Genomic DNA, 21,432 nt, shown 5'->3' with positions numbered 1-21,432 from the left:
CGGCGCCGGAACGCCGGTGGGGCCTCACCTGGACCGGTCAGACGTTGAAGTATGTCGCCTCGGGGTGATGGATGACGATCGCGTCGGTGGCCTGTTCGGGAACAAGCTGGTACTCCTCGGACAACGTCACCCCCACCCGCTCCGGCGCCAGCAGCTTCGTGATCTTGGCGCGGTCCTCCAGGTCGGGGCAGGCCCCGTAACCCAGGGAGAATCGGGCGCCCCGGTAACCGAGCTTGAAGAAGGCGTCCAGCTCGGCCGGGTCCTCCCCCGCGAAGCCCAGCTCCGCTCGGACCCGGGTGTGCCAGTACTCGGCCAGTGCCTCGGTCAGCTGTACGGACAGGCCGTGCAACTCCAGATAGTCGCGGTAGGCGTTCTTCTGGAACAACTCCGCGGTGGCCCGGCTGATCGCCGCTCCGACCGTCACCACCTGGAAGGAGACCACGTCCAACTCTCCCGATTCCTTGGGTCGGAAGAAGTCCGACAGGCACAGGTGCCGGTCACGGCGTTGGCGGGGGAACGTGAAGCGGGTGCGTTCGGTGACCCCGTCCTCGTCGAGCACGACCAGGTCATCACCCTCGCTGTAGCAAGGATAGTGCCCGTGTACGACCGCGGCCTCCAGCAGGCCCTCGGTCTGGATGCGGTCCAGCCACATCCGCATGCGTGGACGCCCCTCGGTCTCCACCAGTTCCTCATAGGTGGGACCGTTGCCGCCGCGGGAGGCCTTCAGCCCCCACTGCCCCATGAACGTGGCGCGCTCGTCGAGGAAGGAGGCGTAGTCGGCCAGCGGGATGCCCTTGCTGATGCGGTCGCCCCAGAACGGCGGCGTGGGCACCCTGTTGGTGGTGGACACGTCGCTTCGGGCCGGCATGTCCTCGGGCTCGGTGACCTTGAGGGTGGCGCCCCGCTTGACCCTGCGCTGACGCAGTTCGGGCAGCTTGGCGCCCTCCTCCCCGCGCTTGACCGCCATGATGGTGTCCATCAGACGCAGACCCTCGAAGGCGTCCTTGGCGTAGCGGACCTCGCCGCCGAACATCTCGGCCAGGTCCTGTTCCACGTAGGAGCGGGTGAGCGCCGCGCCGCCCAACAACACGGGGAAGTTCGCCGACATCCCCCGGGAGTTCATCTCCTCCAGGTTCTCCTTCATGACCACCGTGGACTTCACGAGCAGACCCGACATCCCGATGACGTCGGCCCGCTTCTCCTCGGCGGCCTCCAGGATCGCCGACACCGGCTGCTTGATACCGAGGTTGACCACCTCGTAGCCGTTGTTGGACAGGATGATGTCGACGAGGTTCTTGCCGATGTCGTGGACGTCGCCCTTGACGGTCGCGAGCACGATGCGGCCCTTGCCGTCGTCGTCGGTCTTCTCCATGTGCGGTTCGAGGTAGGCCACGGCCGACTTCATGACCTCGGCGGACTTGAGGACGAACGGCAGCTGCATCTGGCCGGAGCCGAACAGCTCACCGACGGTCTTCATGCCCGAGAGGAGGGTGTCGTTGACGATGGCCAGGGCCGGGCGCTCGGCCAACGCCTCGTCCAGGTCGGCCTCGATGCCGGTGAGCTCGCCGTCGATGATGCGACGCTCCAGGCGCTCCCACAACGGCAGCGAGGCCAGCTCCTCGGCGCGGGAGGCCTTCATGGACTGGGCGTCCACCCCGGTGAACATGTCGATGAAGGTCCCCAGTGGGTCGTAGTCGCCCTCACGCCGGTCGTAGATCATGTCGAGGGCGACCTTGAGCTGGTCCTCTGGGATCTGGTTGATCGGCACGATCTTGGAGGCGTGCACGATCGCCGAGTCCAGTCCCACCTGAACCGCCTCGTGCAGGAACGCCGAGTTCAGCACGATGCGGGCGGCCGGGTTGACGCCGAAGGACAGGTTGGACAGGCCCAGGGTGGTCTGCACCTCCGGGTAAAGACGCTTGAGCTCACGAATCGCTTCGAGGGTCTCGATCCCGTCCCTGCGGGTCTCCTCCTGCCCGGTGGTGATGGGGAAGGTGAGGCAGTCGATGACGATGTCACCGGTGCGCATCCCCCACTCTCCGGTGAGCTGTTCGATGAGGCGGGTGGCCACCCGCACCTTGTGTTCGGCGGTGCGGGCCTGGCCGTTCTCGTCGATGCACAGGCCGACCACGGCGGCGCCGTGCTCGGAGGCCAGCTTCATGATGCGGTCGAAGCGGCTTCCGGGTCCCTCGCCGTCCTCGTAGTTGACGGAGTTGATGACCGCGCGACCGCCCATCGCCTCCAGTCCGGCCTCCAGAACCGGCGGTTCGGTGGAGTCGAGCATGATCGGCAGGGTGGAGGCGGTGGCGAAGCGGGTGGCCAGCTCACGCATGTCGGCGACACCGTCGCGGCCCACGTAGTCGATGTTGAGGTCGAGGATGTGGGCGCCGTCGCGGATCTGGTCGCGGGCCATCTCCACGCAGTCGTCCCACCGCTCGTCCAGCATGGCCTCGCGGAACTTCTTGGAGCCGTTGGCGTTGGTGCGCTCGCCCACGGCCAGGTAACTGGCGTCCTGGCGGAAGGGCACGCTCTGGTAGAGCGAGGAGACCGAGGGCTCCACCAGGGGCTTGCGGTTCTTGATACCGCGTCCCTGGACCCGTTCCACGACCTGGCGCAGGTGCTCGGGGGTGGTTCCACAGCAGCCGCCGACCAGGCTCAGCCCGAACTCGGAGGTGAAGGTGTCGTGTGCGTCGGTGAGCTCCTCCGGGGAGAGGTTGTAGACCGCCCCGTTGGGTCCCAGCTCCGGCAGACCGGCGTTGGGCATGCAGGAGATGGGGATGGAGGAGTGGTGCGACAGGTAGCGCAGGTGCTCGCTCATCTCGACCGGGCCGGTGGAGCAGTTGAGCCCGATGACGTCGATGCCCAACGGTTCCAGTGAGGTCAGCGCGGCACCGATCTCCGAACCCATGAGCATGGTGCCGCTGGTCTCGATGCTGACCTGGGCGATGATCGGGATGTCCTTGCCCAGTGCCTTGCGGGCCCGCTTGGCGCCCACCACCGCGGCCTTGACCTGTAGCAGGTCCTGGCAGGTCTCGATGAGGATGGCGTCCGCGCCACCGTCGATGAGTCCGCGCCCGGCCTGCTCGTAGTAGTCGCGCAGCAGCGCGTAGGGGTTGTGGCCCAGGGTCGGCAGCCGCGTTCCGGGGCCGACGGAGCCCAGTACGTAGCGGGGTTGGTCGGCGGTGGAGTACTCGTCGGCGGTCTCACGGGCGATACGGGCACCCGCTTCGGCGACCTCGTAGGTACGGTCCTGGATCCCGTACTCGATCAGGCCACCGAAGTTGGCGGAGAAGGTGTTGGTCTCGACGCAGTCGGACCCGACCTCGAAGAAGGCGGCGTGGGTCTCCCGGATGATGTCAGGCCGGGTGAAGTTGAGGATGTCATTACAACCCTCGTGCCCCTCGAACTGGTCGAGGTCGAGATCGTGCGCCTGCAACATGGTGCCCATCGCCCCGTCCGCAACGACCACGCGCTGGGACAGTGCTTCACGGAATGTCCGTCGATCTCTCATAATCGGCAACTCTAATCTCGGGGCATCGTGGAACCCTGGTGAGTCGCTCGTGACGAACGGCACCGGCAGGAACCACGACGCACGACGGTGGAAGCGGTCCGCAACATCGGTGTCCTCGTCGGCCGCTGGTGCCGAGGCTACCCCATCGACTGTTTCGCCACGTGAGACGGGTGTCCCAAAGTCCGTCGGGTCGGCCGGTCCGGTGGAGCCCGGGGAACGGTTTCCCGAGCCTGGCGCCACCCCATAGAGTGGGATGCGTCCGCGTTCAGGAAGGGGCCGTGCATGATCCAGCTCGACCGAGAGCTCGTCGAGCCTGTGATGGTGGCGGCGTTCGAAGGGTGGAACGACGCCGGCGAGGCGGCGAGCCTCGCCGTGGAACACCTGTCCGAGCAGTGGGACGCCAGTGAACTGTGCGCCCTGGCTCCGGACGATTACTACGACTTCCAGGTCACCCGACCGCGCATGTCCGTGGTCGACGGGCGGCTGAGCGAGGTCGAGTGGCCCACCACCAGGGTGAGCGTGGTCCGCCCGCCCGGCTCGTACCGCGACGTGGTCCTGGTGAGCGGCCCCGAACCCAACGTCCGCTGGCGTTCCTATGCCGCCGACCTGTTGGCGATCGCCCGTGAACTGGGCGTGCGGCGCGCCGTGCTACTGGGTTCTTTGCTGGCGGACGCCCCGCACACCCGCCCCGTCCCGGTGACGGGCATGTCCTCCCCACAGCAGCTGGGCGAGCGCCATGGCATGGAGGCCTCCACCTACTCCGGGCCCACCGGAATCGTCGGTGTGGTGCACGAGGGGTTCAGCGCCGCCGGCATCGAGACGGTGTCGCTGTGGTCGGCCATTCCCCACTACGTGGCCCAACCCCCGTGCCCGAAGGCGACCTTGGCGTTGCTGGGCTGGGTGCAGGAGTTCACCGGGGCCCAGGTACCGCTCGGCGAGCTGCCGGAGGAGTCGGTCAAGTGGGAGGCCGGGGTCGACGACCTCACCGCCGAGGACGAGGACATCGCCGCCTATGTGCGCGGCCTGGAGGAGGCCAAGGACACCGTGGAGCTTCCCGAGGCCTCCGGTGACGCCATCGCCCAGGCGTTCGAGCGTTACCTGCGCCGCCACGACGACGACTGACCCCGGGGGGCTCGCGTGCGGCGGAGGACCGGGGACTCGACCGGTGAGCGACGACACGCCGGACCCGACCTCGCCGTTACGCGTACTTTAGCCCTCGGGCGATAAGTTCCGAGAACACGGCTCGCGGACCGGAGGTGACGCGAGTGGGGTACCCGTTGCGCCGGGGGGAACGACGGGACGTCTCCACATCCGCCCTGCCCCGACGGCGACGCCTCCGGTTGGCCGGACCGATCATCCCTTCCTTCCGCGCGGGGAGGGAACGGGGGGTACAACACAGATGAAAATCGCCTTCGTCATCGCCAACGGCTATGCCATGGGCGGCACGGTACGGACCGTGTACAACCTCGCCCGCGGGCTTTCCGAGCGGCACGAGGTCGAGATCGTCAGTCTGGCCCGCAGGCGCAAGGCGCCTTTCTTCAAGCTGCCCGACGGGGTGCGCCTGTGGCCTTTGCACGATCACACCACCGAGGAACCGACCCTCGGCGCCTTCGCCCGTCGACGCTGGACCCGACGGGTGAGTTCGGTCGTGCCCGAGTCCGAGCTGAAGCGCAACCAGAACTTCAGCCCTGAGGCCGTCTCCGGCCTGCACCGTTACCTGCGCACCACCGACGCGGACGTGGTGATCGGCACCCGTCCCGGCATCAACCTGCTGTTGGCGGCCTGGGCTCCCAAACGTCTGTGCCTCATCGGGCAGGAACACCTGAACCTGAACGAGCACAAACCGGACCTGGTCAAGGCGATCGAGCGGCACTACCGGAACCTGGACGGGTTGAGCGTGCTCACCGAGACCGACCGGGACGCCTACCGTCGGTTGCTGCGTCGAGACGGTGACTTCCTCACCGTGATCCCCAACGCCGTGGATCCGGGCGAGCCGACCCCGTCGACCCTGGACGAACCGGTGATAGCGGCCGCGGGGCGACTGTCCCCGGTCAAGCAGTACCCGAAGCTGGTCGAGGCGTTCAGTCAGGTGGTCGCCGAGCACCCCGAGTGGAGCCTGCGCATCTACGGCAGCGGGGACAGGGCGGCCAAGATCGAGGAGGCCGTGCGCGAGCACGGCGTCCAGGACAACGTCAAGCTCATGGGCCAGACCCGCGACCTGACCTCGGAGCTGTCCAAGGCCTCCATCCTCGGGGTCAGCTCCAAGGTGGAGGGCTTCGGGATGACCATCGTCGAGGCCTTCTCCGTCGGGCTACCGGTGGTGAGCTTCGACTGCCCGCACGGCCCCGGTGAGATCATCGAGCACGAACGCACGGGGCTGCTCGTGCCACCGCAGGACACCGAGGCGCTGGGACGGTCACTGCTTCGTCTGGTGGAGGACCGAGAGGAGCGCCACCGTATGGGCGCCCGCGCCCTGGAGGCCTCCTCTCGCTACCAGCTGGAGGACATCATCCCCCGGTGGGAGGAGTTCTTCGAACACCACCGTTCCTGAGGGACCCCGAAGGCGCCCCTAAAGGCGCAAACGGCGCCATTCCCCGCCGGCCAGGACCGCGGCCCAGGCCCCGGCGATGCGGGCCAGACCGCGGCGGACCTCGTCGACCACGGCCGGGGCCAGCGGGGACTCGGCGTGTTCGGAGGGTTCGAGGCGCACGGTGACGCGCAGCCCGTCCAGGACCTTCTGGGCCCGGGCCAGCGTCTCGGGGTCGGGGTCGGTGTCACGGTCCAAGAGGGCGCGGACGCCGTCGCGCAGGGTGAGGGCCTCGTCCAGGTCCGCGAGGGTGATGGGGATGGCGCCTTCGGTGACCAGGCGGTGTTCGCGCAGGAACGCGGCGAGGTCGGCCCGGTCGCTGAGGCGACCTTCGGTGGAGACGAAGTCCGCGATGAGTTCCGCCGCGGCGCTGGGCCGCGTGGGGGTGTTGGTCGTGGTCGTGGTCATGCGCGACATCCCATCACGCGGGGGCGACCTTTGGGGGTGTTTCGGCCGGGTCGTGGCCACAGGTGGACACGACGAATCCGCATCGGTCCCCGCATAACGGGCGCCCGGTCCGGACGCCGGCGTGGCACCCGTGCCACAACGACCCCGCCTCACTACCATCGGGCCGTTCCGACCCCGGCCCAGGAGGCACCATGACCGGTCCGCTACCGGCGCACGAGCAGTCACCGCCCGACACCCCGATGGGGCGGGCCGTGCTGCGCACCCCGATCTGGTTGTACCGGCTCGGGCTGAGCGGCCTGATGGGCGGCCGTTTCGTCCTGCTCACCCACCGGGGCCGCACCACGGGACGACCTCGGCAGGCGGTGTTGGAGGTCCTGGGCACCAACTCCGTCACCGGGGCGATCCTGGTGGCCTCGGGGTTCGGGGACCGCGCTCAGTGGTTCCGCAACATCGTGCGCGAACCACGGGTGTTGTTCCAGGTGGGGCGGGAGCGCCGGCGCGGCACCGCGGTTCCACTGCCACCACGGGAGTCGGGACGGGTCCTGGCCCACCAGGCCCAGAAGCATCCCGAGGCGGTCGGGGCGCTCATGCGGGCACTGGGACACGACGTCGACGGGGACCCGCACGTGTACGAACGGCTCGGCGCAGACCCCCACCAGGGGGTCCCGGTGGTGCGGTTGCTGCCCGAACAGCCGCCGGGGCCGCGTTTTCCCGATCACTCCACGCCCTGAGCGACCGTTGACCGCCCCGGTTCTCCGTGCCCGCCACGATGGGGCGGGCACGGACCGGATCAGAGCTTGACGCCCAGGAGGGTGTCGACGGTGGCGCGGGCCAAGGCGGGGGCGCCGGTGTCGGTGCCCGCCCCGCTCAACGCGGCGGTGGCCCAGGTGTCCACCGCCGCCAGTGCCGTCGGGGAGTCCAGGTCCTCGGCCAGGGCGGCGCGCACTGCGGCGAGCACGGGGGCGGCGTCGGGACCCGCGCCCAGGGCGAACGCGGCCCTCCAGTGCTCGGCGCGTTCGGTGGCGGCGGGCAGTTCGGCGTCGGTCCACTCCCACGCGTCGCGGTAATGGTGGCCGAGCATGGCCAGGCGGATGACGGCCGGGTCCACACCCTGCCGCCGCAGCTTGGAGACGAACACGAGGTTGCCCAGCGACTTGGACATCTTCTCGCCGTTCAGGCCGACCATGCCCACGTGCAGGTGGTTGTGGGCGTTGGGGCCACCGGTGACGCAGCGGGTCTCGGCCGCGCCCATCTCGTGGTGCGGGAAGATCAGGTCGTTGCCGCCACCGTTGATGTCGAAGCCCGGGCCCAGCCGGTCCAGGGCGATGGCGCTGCACTCGATGTGCCAGCCGGGTCGGCCACGGCCCAGCGGGCTGTCCCAGGCGGGCTCTCCGGGGCGCTCGGCCTTCCACAGCAACCAGTCGAGCGGATCCTTCTTGCCCGAGCGCCGGGGGTCGCCGCCGCGCTGCCCGAACAGCTCCAGCATCTCCGCGCGGTCCAGGTTGCCGATCTCGCCGAACTCGGGCGCCTTGGCCACGGAGAAGTACAGGTCACCATCGATCTCGTAGGCGGCACCGGTCTCCCGGATGCGTACGGCGAGTTCGCTGATGAGGTCGACCGACTCCACCACACCGACATAGGAGGTCGGCGGGATGATCGACAAAGCCGCCATGTCCTCGCGGAATACGTCGATCTCGCGGTGGGCGAGATCCTGCCAGTCCACCCCGGTGGCCTCGGCGCGTTCCAGGAGCGGGTCGTCGATGTCGGTGGTGTTCTGGACGTAGTTCACGTCGTGTCCGGCGTCCCGCCAGACCCGGTTGACCAGGTCGAAGGTCAGGTACGTGAACGCGTGACCCAGATGGGCGGCGTCGTAGGGGGTGATCCCGCAGGCGTATACGCCCGCGGTGGGACCCGGTGTGGTCGTCCGTATCCGTCCGGTCGCGGTGTCGCGGATACGCAGGGGGCCGCCGGTGCCCGGCAGGGGGACGATTTCAGGCGCAGACCATGAACGCATGAGGGCAGACTATCCGCACGTCCAGTCGACGAACGCACGCATATCGGGTGGGTCCCCGGGTGATGATGACCGCAGATCGCGTGGGAATACCTCGGCGCTCACCGCTGCTGGGCGGCGAAGGGGAAGGACCCGCGACCGATGAGGAGTGCGCTGAGAACGGCGATGGCACCGCAGAGCGCGGCGAGGATCTCGTTCCCTGAGCGCCAGTGCAGCAGCGCTCCGCTGACGGAGACGACGTACAGCAACCAGTACGCGCCCGACTCCAGATAGTGACCACTACGATCGGTCATGGACACCCCCCACCTGTCGGCTCGCGCCGCGACGACCGTCCGGTCCGTCACACAGAGAGACGCCTCGTCCACACTGGCGGTTTACGCGTGCTTTAGGCGATGACTCACAGTCCCCGGCCGCCCGCGCCCGGCGGCCGGGGAAGGAGCAGGGCTCAGGGGTGGGCGGCCAACTGCAGGTCGAGGAGGTCGAGGTCCTCCGAGGCCGGGAACCCGGGGTCGTCCATCATCGCGCGCAGCCGCCGACGGACGGACTTGGCCTGAGGCCGCTCGGTCACCGGCTCGGCGGCCAGACGTCCCGTCCCGGAGCGGATCCCGGTGGGGGTGCGCATGCTCCAGAAGGTGTTGTCGGCGGCCAGGAGCAGGCCGACGGTGCCGTCGTCGTACACCCGGACCCACTGTCCCACCAGTTCGGCGGGCTCGCCCATGGGACGCAGGGCGGAAGTGGAAACGGGGCGGGCGCTCATCATGGCTTGTTCCTCGAGAAATGATCGTCGTTGACTGCTGTCTCAGATGAGACTCTCCCGCACCTCGCCTATGACGCGCTTTCGGAAAACTTCTGCGAGAAGGATTCTCCCGCCCCCGACCCGGGCATGACGCCCCGTGGTCAGTCGACCACCACGGGCCCGTGAAGCCTCCCCCGTGGCTCTGCGACAGGACGTGACCGGCCGTCTTGGAATAGGACATAATGCGGCCATGGAAGACACTTTCACCCCCTTCAAGACCGGCGACGACAAGCGTTTCCGGTCCAACGCCCTCCTCGCGATCGTCGCCTTCGTGACGGTGACCGTCACGGCGACGGGGTTCTTCCTGGTCGTCTGACCGGTTGGAGCTTCGAGGGGGCCCGCGCCGCGGACGCCCGATGTCAGGTCGGAACCATCCGCCAGGACTCCGGGCGCTCCGGAGCGTCGGTGAAGGCGTAACGCACCCCGTCCCGGGCCAAGGCCAGCAGGGTGACCGACCCGGTCCCCCACACCTGGCCGTCGCCCAGGTCTGCATGGGCGACGAGCCCCGAGGGGTCGCCCTGGTCCGGCCCCACACCCGGCGTCCGCGGCTTCGCGTGGGCGGCCTCGGTGATCAACTCCGGCCACCGCCCCCAGATCCGCCGGACGGCCTCCTCGTCGTTGTCCGCAACGGGGGCGTCGGGGGCGGCCAGGTCCGGATCGGGGCGGGTCCGAGCGAACTCGGGCGTGTGCCGGGCGGCGCGCGGGTCGGCCGGGTCCAGCCCCGTGTTGACGAGGGTGGTCACACCCGTGGGCAACGAGCGGGTGTCCAGACAGCGTCCGTCCCAGCTGTACAGCGTGGCGCGACGCGCGTCGGCGTCCAACAGGTGGAAGGGCGCGTATCGGGTGGGGTCCTCCCCCTCCAACGGGTCCCGGCCGCCCCTGGGGTCGCGCGCGTGGCGCGCGAGCGTGTGCAACGGCAGGTCGCCTCGGCTCGCCGGGTAGGCGCCCTCCCAGGGCATGCGGCCGTCCCAGGGCCATCCGTTGAGCAGCGCCGCCGTCCGTGGTCCGGTGGGGTCGACGGCCAGCCAGGTCCCACCGGCGAGCCGGTCACGGCCACCGATCAGCGTTGGACGCTCGGGCCAGTGGTGGGCGGGCCCCTCCCAGGGGCGGGATCGCATCTCGTCCCGCAACGCGGCCACGACCAGTGGCGTGGTGGCGTCCGGGTCGAACCCGACGATGACGGTGCACATCCATCCCCCTGACGTCGTCGGCTTGCAGGACCGGCCCTGCAAGCCCACGGTGGTGGTTCCTCACGGCTCCGGTGGTGCTCACCCCCTGATCCGGGTGGGGCGTGCCCTCCTTCGGATCGGGTGGCCGACTTTAGCGCTTTCCCACCGGGACTCTTCTACTCTGGGTCGTTCTACGCTTGTTCTCGTTGATACAGGGACCGGTGGGACGGGGGATGCCCCTTCAGACGACTCCGTCGCGGTTCCTTCGTACTTCCTTGCCCGACCAGGAGCCACCCGTGCCCGAAGAAGCAGAGCCGAACGACCGGGGTCCGGCCTCCACGGCGACCGACCCGGGTCCCTCTCGGGGCCTGACGGGACCGCCTCCGGAGTCGGGGCTCTCCCTGCGGGAGGTCGCCGAACGTGTGGCCACCGGGCGGACCAACGACGTACCGGTCCGGGCCGGCCGAAGTGTCGGCCAGATCATCCGCGGCAACGTCTTCACCCGCATCAACGCGATGATCGCGGTCCTGTTCTCCATCATCGCGGTGATCGGCCCCGTCCAGGACGGCCTGTTCGCCATGGTCATCGTGATCAACACGTTCATCGGTATCGTCCAGGAGCTGCGGGCCAAGCGGACCCTGGACGAACTCGCCATCGTCAACGCCGCCCGGCCCCGAGTGGTCCGCGAGGGGGCTACCGTCCGTGTGGCCACCCAGGAGATCGTCCTCGACGAGGTCCTGGAGGTGGGTGTCGGTGACCAGATCGTCGTGGACGGCGAGGTGACCTGGACCGGCGGGCTGGAGGTCGACGAGTCGCTGTTGACCGGTGAGGCCGACCCCGTTTTCAAGCAGCCGGGCGACAGCGTGATGTCGGGCAGCTTCGTGGTGGCGGGCACGGGCCGGTTCCGGGCGACCAAGGTGGGACGCCACGCCTACGCGGTGCGTCTGGCCGAGGAGGCGAGTCGGTTCTCCCTGGTGCACTCGGAACTGCGTTCGGGAATCGACCTGATCCTGCGCTGGATCACCTTCGCGCTGTTCCCGATCGGCGCCCTGCTGATCTACAGCCAGCTCTTCATGGGCGGCCACGTCACGCTGGACTCCGAACCGGTCAGCGGTGGACTCTCCGGGCCTCTGGCCGACGCCCTGCGCAGCATGGTGGCGGCTTTGGTGTCCATGATCCCCGAGGGGCTCATCCTGCTCACCAGCATCGCGTTCGCGGTCGGTGTGATCCGGTTGGGTCGGCACCGGTGCCTGGTGCAGGAACTACCGGCGATCGAGGGTCTGGCCCGCGTCGACGTGGTGTGCACCGACAAGACCGGCACTCTCACCGAGGTCGGGATGAAGCTGGCCGAGATCCGTGACCTGGGCGGCGCCGACCCCGGAGCCATCGGCGGCTCCGGTTCCACCCCCACCCTGGTGTTGGCGGCGTTGGCGAACACCGACCCCGATCCCAACCCCAGCATGGCCGCGATCACCGAGGGCCTCACCGCCCAGGGGCGACCGGCCCCGGGGTGGAAGGTGACGGCGCTGGTCCCGTTCTCCTCCGCGCGCAAGTGGAGCGGCGCGAGCCTGCTCACCCCCGACGGGGAGCAGCACTGGGTGCTGGGCGCGGCCGACGTCCTGGCCCCGGCGGACTCCCCCGCCACGGCCGAGGCGGCCAGGTTGGGCGCCCAGGGGCTTCGGGTGTTGTTGCTGGCCCGGACGTCGGTGAGGGTCGATGACCCCCTCGCTCCCGGCACCGTTCGTCCGGTGGCCTTGGTCGTCCTGGACCAGCGGGTGCGCGAGGACGCCGGTCCGACCCTGGACTACTTCGCCGACCAGGGCGTGGACGTCAAGATCGTCTCGGGCGACCACGCCGCATCGGTGGGAGCCGTGGGCCGTGAGCTCTCCCTTCCCGGGGCCGACCGGCCGGTGGACGCGCGGGAACTGCCGGAGGACCCCGAGACGCTCGCGCGCGAGGTGGAGGCCGCTTCGTCGTTCGGTCGCGTGAGCCCCGAACGCAAGCGGGACATGGTGCGCGGACTGCGCGAGCGAGGACACACGGTGGCCATGACCGGTGACGGCGTCAACGACGTGCTCGCGCTGAAGGAGGCCGACATCGGGGTGGCGATGGGCGCGGGCAGCCCGGCCTCGCGTTCGGTCGCCCAGTTGGTGTTGTTGGACGATCGATTCGCGGTGCTGCCGAAGGTGGTGGCCGAGGGTCGTCGGGTGATCGGCAACATCGAACGGGTGGCGAGCCTGTTCCTGACCAAGACCGTGTACACGATGACCTTGGCGATCGTCGTGGGTCTGTTGGCGGTCGCCTACCCCTTCTTCCCCCGGCACGCCACCCTGATCAACGCGGTGACGTTCGGTATCCCCTCGTTCTTCCTGGCGTTGGCGCCCAACACCGACATCGTCCGTCCGGGGTTCGTGCTGCGCACGCTGCGCCTGGCGATCCCATCGGGGCTGGTGGCGGGGGTCGCGGCGGTGACCACGTACCTGTTGGTGCTGGGCGAGCGCACGGTGCCCGACCCCTCCGACCGCACCGCCGTGGTGATCACGCTGTGCGCGACGACGCTGTGGGTACTGCTGTTGGTGGCCAAGCCCTACGTGTGGTGGAAGGTGGTCCTGGTCGGCTCCATGGTGGGGCTGTTGACGTTGGCCATGGTGACGCCGTTGGGTCGGTGGTTCTTCGACCTGGACGTGAGCGACCCGACCAAGGTCCTCACCGGGTTGGCAGTGGCCGGGGCGGCGATCGCGGCGATCACGGTGATCCGGGTGGTGGACGATCGGTTGACGGCCAGGTCGCAGGCGGCGGCCGAAGCGAGGGCCGCCGCGGAGGACGAGACGGCCCGCGAGCGCACCGCGACCGGCTGAGCCACGCCTTCGAGGGCCCGCGACCGGACGGTCGCGGGCCCTTTTCACCTCCCCCACCTGGCCTTCGATCAGCGTGGGAACTGTTCAGCCACTTCTCCAGCGGAGATGCTGGTCACGCCCTGTGCATGCAAGGACTGGAGCGACTTTGAGCATCCCGAACACGCATATCCGCGCCGTGCTGGCCGACTACCTGGAGCGCTTCCCCAAGGAGGCCGACACGGCCGCTCCCCTGGTCCGGGCCCTGGCCGAGGGCCATGGGCCTGTCTCACCCGAAGGGCTCGGTTTCGCACACGTGACCACGGGAGCCGTGGTCCTGGACCCGTGCTGGCGGGTGCTGATGGTGCGGGACGAGGGCCGCGGTTCGTGGATGTTGCCGGGCGGCCCCGTCGTCGAGACCGACGAGTGCCTGCGCGAGGCCGCGCGGGCCCGGTTGAGCGAGGCGACGGGTCCGGTCGCCGGGCAGGTGGAGGAGGCCTCCGGCGACCTGCCGCTCGACCTGGGCCTTGGCCCGGTACGCAATCGCCGTGCCTCGGACGGCTCCGAGCACCAGGACCTCACCTTCCTGTACCTGTACCGGGCGACGGCCGCGACGATCCCGGCCGGTTCGGGCGCCTTCGGCGACCTGGCCTGGCGTCCGCACACCGACGTGCCCTCGGCCCGTCTGGCGGCGAAGATCTCTCAGGCCCTGGCCACCGACCGCGCGACCGTCGGAGTCTGATCCCAAGGCCCGGGCGGCCGCCCACGGGTGGCCGCCGGCCGTGCTCAGAGGTCCTTGAAGTAACGGACGATGGGCAGTGAGGTGAAGCCGGCCTTGGCGTAGGTGGCACGCGCCGGCGCGTGCCCGGGGTCACCGCCGGTCTCGACCACGGCCACCCGCACACCGACCTCCTCGGCGTCCAGGTCGGCCCGCACGTCCCGGCTCTGGGTCGCGCGCCGGTCCCCGACGAGCCTGCCGTGGAGCGTCTCCCCCCAGGACGCGGGCCAAGGAGGAGTGGACGGGCTCCCAGGCCCTCAAGGAGAGGGCCACGACGGCTTCGCGGTCTTCGGAGCTGTACGGTCGGATGCTGACGTCCATGCGAGCAACGTGGCTTCGCGCGGGACCCGCCGACAACGAGGTTTTTCCGGGGGCTTACATGGTGAACGAGAGCGATCTGCGATATCTGGAGCGCGCGGTGGAACTGGCCGCCGAGGCGCTGGACAAGGGCGACGAACCCTTCGGTTCGGTCCTGGTGTCGGCCGCGGGCGAGGTGTTGTTCGAGGACCACAACCACGTCGCCGGTGGCGACCACACGCGACACCCGGAGTTCGCGATCGCCCGGTGGGCGGCACAGAACCTGGCACCCGAGGAGCGCGCGTCGGCGACGGTGTACACCTCCGGGGAACACTGCCCGATGTGTTCGGCCGCGCACGCCTGGGTGGGACTGGGCCGGATCGTGTACGCGAGTTCGTCCGACCAGTTGACGGGGTGGCTGACGGGGTGGGCCCTGCCCACCGGTCCCGTACGCCCACTGCCGGTGAGCGAGGTCGCCCCGGGCGTGCCCGTGGACGGCCCCGTGGAGTCCCTCGCCGACCGGGTCCGCGCACTGCACGCCCGCTTCCACGGCCGGGTCTGACCCGGATCGAGACGAAGGGCGCCCGTTCCGGGTCGGGTGATCAGCCTTCGCGGACGGTCGTGCCGGTGATGGTGCCGCCCGTCCACCTCGAAGGTGAACGCGCTGGGGCCGTTGGCGTGGTCGGAGCGCCGGTCTTCGACCACGGCGTCGTCGGCGAACAGGTCCAAGGCCCCTTGGCCATGGGTGTCGACCCGGTCGAAGAACGTGCCCACCGGCTCGGGGTGCTCATGATCGTGGGTTCCTCCCTGTCGTGGTCTCTTCGGGGAGGCTCCCCGTTCCCGATTCGGTCCGGTGCCTTGGAAGGGCGAAGAACGACGTGACGGGGCCCGCCGTGGAAGGTTCCGCGGCGGGCCCCGGTGGCCTGTGGGACGGGCTCAGGTCTCGTCGTCGGGTTCGAACCGGCCCTGGATGACGCGCCCGCCCCGGGCCGGGCGATCGGTGCTCGGGCCGGGCTCTGCCGAGGGGCCGCCCGGGGTGAAACCGGGACCGAAGGGGCCGTCCTGGCCGGGCACGTTGACGCCTCGGGCGGTGAACTCCTCCTCCACCCGTTCCTGCATCTTCGCCATCCGGCGCTGGGCCCAGCCCGCGAACGCCCAGCGCAGCGCCGGGCGGGTGATCGGGGTGACCATCAGGACGCCCGCGGCGGCGGTGAGGAAGCCCGGGATGACCAGCAGGATCCCACCGGCCATGAGCATGAGCGGGTCGAGCAGGCCCTTACGTGGCTGCTCGCCGGTGCGCATGGCCTCGTCGGCCTGTTGCACGACCTCGCGGAAGGCGCGTCCGGTGCGGCGCAGCACGGCCACCCCCAGGATCATCAGCGAGACCAACGCGGCCAGGGTCCACGGGACGCCGATCCAGCCACCGACGACGATCATCAGCCAGACTTCCACGAACGGCAGTGCCATCAACGCCAGCACCGTCAGCAGCGGCATCGCGAAACCATCCTCAGGGTCGTGGTCCGGAGATCGTCGGTCTCCCTGCCCGGAAGAACGTCTCCACGGGATGAATGGTTCCCCGGATCGGGGGGGTTCTCATCGACGAGGGACGTTCAGGACCGGGCGCGGCGGGCGATCACCGCGGCGGCGATGACGGCGCCCAGGCCCAGGGCGGAGATGAGCGCCTCGGGCAGCGCGCCGACGCGGGTGGCGACGGTGGGCCCGTCCATGGCGGTGAGTTCGGCGACGTGGACGTCGGGTTCGGCCTCCGGGGAGCGGTAGTCCACGGTGCCGTCCGGCGCGACCACGGCGCTGATCCCGCTGGTGGAGACGACCACGGCGTTTCGGCCGTGTTCGACGGCCCGCAACCGGGTGATGTCCAGCTGCTGGTCGGACTGGCCGGTGAAGTTGTAGTTGGCGTTGTTGGTGGGGATCACGATGATCCGGCCGCCCGCGGCCACGGACTCGCGCACGGGCGGGTCGAAGGCCACGTCGAAGCAGATCCCCACGGCCAGGGTCGTGCCGCCGATGTCCAGGGCGCCGGGTTCGGTACCTGGGACGGCGTCGGAGCTCACCTGATCCAGCCGGGCGACGAACCGTGTGAAGAAATCACGGTAGGGGACGTACTCGCCGAAGGGGACGAGGTAGCGCTTGTCGTAGTGCTCGCCCGGCCCGGTCTCCTCGTCCCACACCACGCTCTGCACGTAGCGGGTGCCGTCGTCGTTGAAGCGGCTCATGCCCCACAGCAGGGGGGCGCCGATGTCGGAGGCGGCCGCGTCGATGATTTCTTCGGCCTCCGGGTCGCGGAAGGGGTCGATGTCGCTGGCGTTCTCCGGCAGCACGACCAGGTCGGGTTGGGGATGTTCCCCGGCTCGGACGGCGTCGGCGAGTTCGTGGACGCCGTCGGCGTGGTTGCGCAGCACCTGCATGCGCTCACCCAGGATGGACATCTCACCGACGTTGGGCACGTTGCCCTGGACCATTCCGACGGTGACGGTGTCGGCGGGGGCGGGACGACCGATCGCGGGGGCCACCAGACCGCCCAGGACGATCGCTGCGCCCGTGGCCAGCCCCACGGCGGGCAGCACGATACGGGCGCGACCACGGGCCGCCACGGCGCGCAGGACGGTCCACACCAGCATGGCGCCGGTGAGGGCGACGGCGAAGGTCACCAGGGGCGAGGAGCCCAGGGCCGCGTAGCCGACGAAGGGGGTGTCGGGCTGGGCGAAGGCGAGTTTGCCCCAGGGGAAGCCGCCGAGGGGCCAGCGTGCCCGGACCGCCTCCTGGGCCACCCACAGGGCAGCGGTCCACAGCGGCCAGTAGGGCAGGCGGGTGACGACGGCCAGGCCCATGGCCATCGGGAGGAAGTAGACGGTCTCGGCGCCGGCGATGGCCAGCCACACGTCGACTCCGAAGATGTCCTGCCATCTCACCAGCGGGACCATGAGCGTGGCTCCGGCCAAAAGACCCAGCCAGGCCGCGCGACGGGGTCGCGTGCCACCGACGGCGAGCAGGAGCAGGGCGGCGCTGAGCGGTCCGAGCCACCACAGACCGTAGGGAGCGAGCGCCAGGAGTTGGGCCAGACCGGAACCCACCGCGGCCAGGGCCCGCCAGAGCGGGTCGAGACGACCCCACCGGTGCCCCGGGGACAGGGGGGACCATGTGGTCGCCTCCGCCCTCGTCTCCGGAGCCGTGGCGTCCGGTGAGGATCTGTCGGGGGTCCGGGCGGTGCCCGATCCCATGTGCTCGGCAACCACGTGGGGTGCTCGCTTTCCGCTGGCCGTTGAGGGTCTGCGGTCAGCATATTGGGGGGACGCGGAAAAGGCCCGAGCCACCCTTCGGACCGGCTCCGTCCCGTCGGCGGCGAGCTCGGAAGACCGTTGTCTACTGGATGTTCGGGCCTTTTCCGGGTCCAACCCCCCGCCCGGTCGCGGTACACCGCCCCTCACCCGATCCCAACCGCACCTGGCGCGTGGTGCAGCGTCCAATCGGACGAGCGGGGGCCGCACAACCGGTCCGTCCAGTGCTGGACTGGTCGTTAGGTTACCCAGAGTCCCCGACCTGTTGTCTCAATCTGGCGACCGTGTCGTGGTCGCCGTTTCGAGTGACGGGAGAGGGAATCAGTGATGAACCGTCGGACAGGCTAACGCACCTGGGGCCGACACGCCAGCCGACCACCGATGGTTTGTGCATGACCGCAATCGGATCGAAATAACGCCTCCTATGGACATTTCGATCAGCATCCTGTCTGATGTGATCAGCGAAACGACCCGCTTCGATCAACTTCGAACATCAGGTCGGCGCGGGGGGTCAACGGCCACGTGATCCCTCCACCATTGGATATGCCACACCGAGCAGGAGAGTGCCATGGCGGAGATCGTCCTCGAGGGCATCGACAAGATCTACGGCGGCGACGTCAAGGCCGTCGACGACCTGAACCTTCGGATCGAGGACGGCGAGTTCATGGTGCTCGTCGGCCCTTCCGGCTGCGGTAAGTCCACCGCGCTGCGCATGATCGCCGGTCTGGAGGAGATCTCCGCGGGCACGCTGGTCATCGGCGACGAGATCGTCAACGACCGCCCGCCGAAGGACCGCGACATCGCGATGGTCTTCCAGAACTACGCGCTCTACCCGCACATGACCGTCGAGCAGAACCTCGCCTTCGGTCTGAAGCTGCGCAAGGTCGCCAAGTCCGAGATCACCCGCCGCGTCACCGACGCCGCCGAGATGCTCGGCCTGGAGCCCTACCTCAAGCGCAAGCCGGGCGCCCTGTCCGGTGGTCAGCGCCAGCGAGTGGCCATGGGCCGCGCCATCGTGCGCGAGCCGCGCGCCTTCCTCATGGACGAGCCGCTGTCCAACCTGGACGCGAAGCTGCGCGTGCAGATGCGCGCCTCCCTCAACCAGCTCCACGAGCGCCTCGGCGTCACCACCGTGTACGTCACCCACGACCAGGTCGAGGCGATGACCCTCGGCGACCGGGTCGCGGTGCTGCGCGATGGCCGACTCCAGCAGGTCGACACCCCCAAGCGCCTGTTCGACTCCCCCGTCAACCTGTTCGTGGCCGGCTTCATCGGCTCCCCCTCGATGAACTTCGTCAACGCCGAGTTCAAGCGCGACGGTGACAGCGCCGTGCTGGCCTTCGCCGACCACAAGCTGCCCGTTCCCGACTCGATCCTGGAAGCGCGTCCGGGCCTGAAGGACTACCTGGGCCGGTCGCTGATCCTTGGCATCCGCCCCTCCGACTTCGCCGACGCCGAGTTCGACGGCAACGACGCCCCGCGTCTGGAGGTCACCGCGGAGGTCACCGAGGAGCTGGGCACCGAGATCAACGTCATCTTCGGTATCGACGCCCCTCCGGTGCGCCACGAGGACGCCGCCGCCCTGGCCAAGGACGCCGCCGGTGACGACGAGGAGAGCGCCGAGGCCGCCCTGCCCCTGGGCGACAACCGTTCACAGTTCACCGCCCGGGTGAGCCCGCGCAGCAACGTCAAGCCGGGCAGCACCATCAGCCTGTCGGTCGACGTCAGCCAGCTGCACTTCTTCGACGAGGTCAGCGGCCTGGCCATCGGGCACCCCGACAACGCCTGAGACCGTCCGGGCCGGTGAGCGACACGCCCGCCGGCGCCGAAGACACGAGTGCGCGGCCGGCGCCCCGATCCCCCGGGGCTCCGGCCGCACCCGCTTCCACCCGTTAGTTCAGCAGCCGGATCGCCAAGGTGAGGGCGGTGGCGAACAGGACCCACACCAGGTACGGGACGAACAGCCACATCGCCACCCGACTGTGCCGTCGGGCCGCCCAGGTGGTCAGGGCCACCACCACCGCGAGCATCGAGATGTCGACCAGTGCCAGGCCGACCAGCCCGAACCCGAAGAACAGTGGTGTCCAGGCGGCGTTCAGTAGCAGTTGGACCGCGTACAGGGTGAGGAAGAGCGCCGAGCCGTCGGCGCCGGCGGCCCGCCACACCAACCAGCCCGCGACGGCGATCACGATGTAGAGCGCGGTCCACACCGGGCCGAACAACCATGCGGGTGGAGCCCAGGCCGGGAGCTCCAGGGCGGCGTAGACGTCACCGGATCCGGCGGCGGCCGTGCCTCCGACCAGTGCGGTGGCCAGCACTGCGGCGGCGAAACAGACGGCTCCCACCACGCTTCCGATGGTGGTGGGTTCCGACTCGGTCCTGCGCTCCATGGGTTCCTTCCCGAAGCGGGGGGCGGACTTCCTCGATCATTCTGCAGGGAACTTCTCCAGAGTCCTACCCACTCGGCCGCTCCTTGGAGGGTCGGTTCGGGCAGGCCCCGACGACAAACCTTCCTCTTGGGTGACAATCCGACCACCCGGGAGCCAGGTATCTGTTGCTTGACCGTTGTGTCGGCCCGCTTGAAACATGTGATGGTGCGTAACCGAACCCCCGGAGCCGCCCTCGCCCCCGATCCGGCGTCGGTCGTGGACACCCTGCACGGTCGTCCCGTCCCCGACCCCTACCGGTGGTTGGAGTCGGCGGAGAGCCCGGAAACGCTCCGTTGGTTGGAGGAACGCGCCCGCGAGTACGAACGCGAGGCCGCGGGCTGGCCTCTGCGCGAACGCCTGGCCGACCGGATCCGGGAGCTGGTCGCCACCGACCTGTGGAGCACCCCGACGCACCGGCCCGGGGCGGTGTTCGCCACGCTACGTCCGTCCGGCGGCGAGCACCCGAGGCTGGTGGTCCTGCCCGAGCCGACCGGCGAAACGTCCGATCATTCCCCCGTCGTCGCCCCGCGCACCGTCTACGACCCCTGCACGGAGGACCCCACCGGACGCACCACCCTGGACGCCTGGGAGCCCAGCCCCGACGGCGCGTTGGTCGCCCTGCAGACCTCCACCGGAGGGGTGGAGCACGGCAGGCTGCGCGTGATCCGGGTGGCCGACGGCACCCCTGTGGGCCCGGTCGTGCCCCGCGTGCGCTACTCGCACGTGGCGTGGCTACCGGCGGACGAGCGCTCCTTCTACTACGTCCGCCGCGACGGTGCCCAGGGGGTACGCGGGGTGTGGCTGCGCCGGGTGAGCGACGGCGCCGAGACTTTGGTCCACGCCTGCACCGGCCCGGGGACCGTACCCGGGGTGAAGGTACTGGACGGGCGTTGGCTGCTGGTGACCGAGAGCCATGGGACCGGGCACCGCACCGACCTGTGGTTGGCCGACCTGACCGTCGGATCCCCGCGCCGACCCGACCTACGGCCCCTCCAGGTGGGCCACGAGGCCGAGACCGAGGTGCGTTCGGGACCCGAAGGGCTGCTGTACCTGCGCACCACCCTGGACGCTCCCAGGCGCCGTGTCTGCGTGGCCGACCCGGAGCGTCCCGAACCCGAGCACTGGCACGAGGTGATCGCCGAGGACCCCGGTGCGACCCTGGACGCGTTCTGCCCCCGGCAGGGCGTCGACGGCGCGCCCCCGGCCGTGCTGGTGGTGCGCACCCGGTTGGGGATCAGCGAGGTCACCGTGCACGACGCCGACTCCGGAGCGCTGCGGTACCGGGTGGAGCCCCCCGGGGAGGGCATGGTGTCCAC

18 protein-coding genes and 1 pseudogene are annotated in these 21,432 nt (G+C 69.8%); 9 read left to right on the top strand and 10 right to left on the bottom strand.

Annotated features, from left to right (window positions below):
* Positions 1-37: 37 nt before the first annotated feature.
* Positions 38-3,511 (bottom strand): methionine synthase, encoded by a 3,474-nt coding sequence (metH, locus tag K8V84_RS09065; protein WP_304072953.1) that lies wholly within the window; start codon positions 3,509-3,511, stop codon positions 38-40.
* Between the two features lie 282 nt (positions 3,512-3,793).
* Between metH and K8V84_RS09060 the strand changes: the two genes are divergently transcribed.
* Together K8V84_RS09060 and K8V84_RS09055 are read left to right on the top strand one after the other, a co-directional pair.
* Positions 3,794-4,633 (top strand): PAC2 family protein, encoded by an 840-nt coding sequence (locus K8V84_RS09060; protein WP_304072951.1) that lies wholly within the window; start codon positions 3,794-3,796, stop codon positions 4,631-4,633.
* Positions 4,634-4,910: 277 nt separating this feature from the next.
* The gene (locus K8V84_RS09055; RefSeq protein ID WP_304072948.1) at positions 4,911-6,062 is read left to right on the top strand and encodes a glycosyltransferase family 4 protein; all 1,152 of its coding nucleotides are present in this window, start codon (positions 4,911-4,913) and stop codon (positions 6,060-6,062) included.
* 18 nt (positions 6,063-6,080) lie between these two features.
* Here the strand turns inward: K8V84_RS09055 and K8V84_RS09050 are convergent, their stop codons facing one another.
* A complete protein-coding gene (locus K8V84_RS09050) occupies positions 6,081-6,506 on the bottom strand; it encodes an ABATE domain-containing protein (RefSeq protein ID WP_304072945.1) in 426 nt (141 codons plus the stop codon).
* A gap of 191 nt (positions 6,507-6,697) precedes the next feature.
* Between K8V84_RS09050 and K8V84_RS09045 the strand changes: the two genes are divergently transcribed.
* Entirely contained in the window at positions 6,698-7,237 is a 540-nt protein-coding gene (locus tag K8V84_RS09045) for a nitroreductase family deazaflavin-dependent oxidoreductase (protein ID WP_304072942.1), read from the top strand.
* A gap of 59 nt (positions 7,238-7,296) precedes the next feature.
* Here the strand turns inward: K8V84_RS09045 and mshC are convergent, their stop codons facing one another.
* The 3 genes from mshC to K8V84_RS09030 form a co-directional block, all read right to left on the bottom strand.
* Positions 7,297-8,520: a cysteine--1-D-myo-inosityl 2-amino-2-deoxy-alpha-D-glucopyranoside ligase gene (gene mshC / locus K8V84_RS09040; RefSeq protein WP_304072939.1), complete on the bottom strand. Its 1,224-nt coding sequence runs from the start codon at positions 8,518-8,520 to the stop codon at positions 7,297-7,299.
* Between the two features lie 98 nt (positions 8,521-8,618).
* Entirely contained in the window at positions 8,619-8,810 is a 192-nt protein-coding gene (locus K8V84_RS09035) for a hypothetical protein (protein WP_304072937.1), read from the bottom strand.
* A 152-nt stretch (positions 8,811-8,962) separates the two neighbouring features.
* Positions 8,963-9,274 carry a hypothetical protein gene (locus K8V84_RS09030; protein WP_304072934.1) on the bottom strand — a complete coding sequence of 104 codons (312 nt, stop codon included), beginning with the start codon at positions 9,272-9,274 and terminating at the stop codon, positions 8,963-8,965.
* Positions 9,275-9,503: 229 nt separating this feature from the next.
* On the opposite strand from K8V84_RS09030, the gene K8V84_RS09025 reads away from it, so the two are divergent.
* Positions 9,504-9,629, top strand: a complete 126-nt coding sequence (locus tag K8V84_RS09025) for a hypothetical protein (RefSeq protein ID WP_304072932.1) — start codon at positions 9,504-9,506, stop codon at positions 9,627-9,629.
* Between the two features lie 43 nt (positions 9,630-9,672).
* Here K8V84_RS09025 and K8V84_RS09020 read toward each other — a convergent pair whose 3' ends face one another.
* Complete coding sequence (locus K8V84_RS09020) at positions 9,673-10,503, bottom strand: NRDE family protein (protein ID WP_304072930.1); 831 nt, start codon at positions 10,501-10,503, stop codon at positions 9,673-9,675.
* Between the two features lie 275 nt (positions 10,504-10,778).
* On the opposite strand from K8V84_RS09020, the gene K8V84_RS09015 reads away from it, so the two are divergent.
* Together K8V84_RS09015 and K8V84_RS09010 are read left to right on the top strand one after the other, a co-directional pair.
* A complete protein-coding gene (locus tag K8V84_RS09015; RefSeq protein ID WP_304072928.1) occupies positions 10,779-13,340 on the top strand; it encodes an HAD-IC family P-type ATPase in 2,562 nt (853 codons plus the stop codon).
* Positions 13,341-13,485: 145 nt separating this feature from the next.
* A complete protein-coding gene (locus K8V84_RS09010) occupies positions 13,486-14,058 on the top strand; it encodes an NUDIX hydrolase (RefSeq protein ID WP_304072925.1) in 573 nt (190 codons plus the stop codon).
* A 44-nt stretch (positions 14,059-14,102) separates the two neighbouring features.
* Here the strand turns inward: K8V84_RS09010 and K8V84_RS09005 are convergent, their stop codons facing one another.
* Entirely contained in the window at positions 14,103-14,252 is a 150-nt protein-coding gene (locus tag K8V84_RS09005) for a hypothetical protein (protein WP_304072922.1), read from the bottom strand.
* Positions 14,253-14,473: 221 nt separating this feature from the next.
* Between K8V84_RS09005 and K8V84_RS09000 the strand changes: the two genes are divergently transcribed.
* The gene (locus K8V84_RS09000) at positions 14,474-14,953 is read left to right on the top strand and encodes a nucleoside deaminase (protein WP_304072920.1); all 480 of its coding nucleotides are present in this window, start codon (positions 14,474-14,476) and stop codon (positions 14,951-14,953) included.
* Between the two features lie 374 nt (positions 14,954-15,327).
* On the opposite strand, the gene K8V84_RS08995 is transcribed toward K8V84_RS09000, so the two are convergent.
* Complete coding sequence (locus K8V84_RS08995; protein WP_304072917.1) at positions 15,328-15,885, bottom strand: FxsA family protein; 558 nt, start codon at positions 15,883-15,885, stop codon at positions 15,328-15,330.
* 116 nt (positions 15,886-16,001) lie between these two features.
* Positions 16,002-17,645: an apolipoprotein N-acyltransferase gene (gene lnt / locus K8V84_RS08990; protein ID WP_304072914.1), complete on the bottom strand. Its 1,644-nt coding sequence runs from the start codon at positions 17,643-17,645 to the stop codon at positions 16,002-16,004.
* 610 nt (positions 17,646-18,255) lie between these two features.
* On the opposite strand from lnt, the gene K8V84_RS08985 reads away from it, so the two are divergent.
* The gene (locus tag K8V84_RS08985; RefSeq protein WP_304072912.1) at positions 18,256-19,476 is read left to right on the top strand and encodes an ABC transporter ATP-binding protein; all 1,221 of its coding nucleotides are present in this window, start codon (positions 18,256-18,258) and stop codon (positions 19,474-19,476) included.
* Between the two features lie 103 nt (positions 19,477-19,579).
* Here the strand turns inward: K8V84_RS08985 and K8V84_RS08980 are convergent, their stop codons facing one another.
* Positions 19,580-20,077: a TspO/MBR family protein gene (locus K8V84_RS08980; RefSeq protein WP_304072909.1), complete on the bottom strand. Its 498-nt coding sequence runs from the start codon at positions 20,075-20,077 to the stop codon at positions 19,580-19,582.
* 201 nt (positions 20,078-20,278) lie between these two features.
* Here K8V84_RS08980 and K8V84_RS08975 point away from each other — a divergent pair.
* Positions 20,279-21,432, top strand: a pseudogene (locus K8V84_RS08975) (S9 family peptidase); the annotation flags it as partial.

This window comes from Nocardiopsis listeri (assembly GCF_020741345.1).
In the GTDB taxonomy this organism is placed as follows: Bacteria; Actinomycetota; Actinomycetes; order Streptosporangiales; family Streptosporangiaceae; genus Nocardiopsis; species Nocardiopsis listeri_A.
Note: the sequence above shows the minus strand (reverse complement) of the source record. Positions and strands in the feature narration are given on the sequence as shown.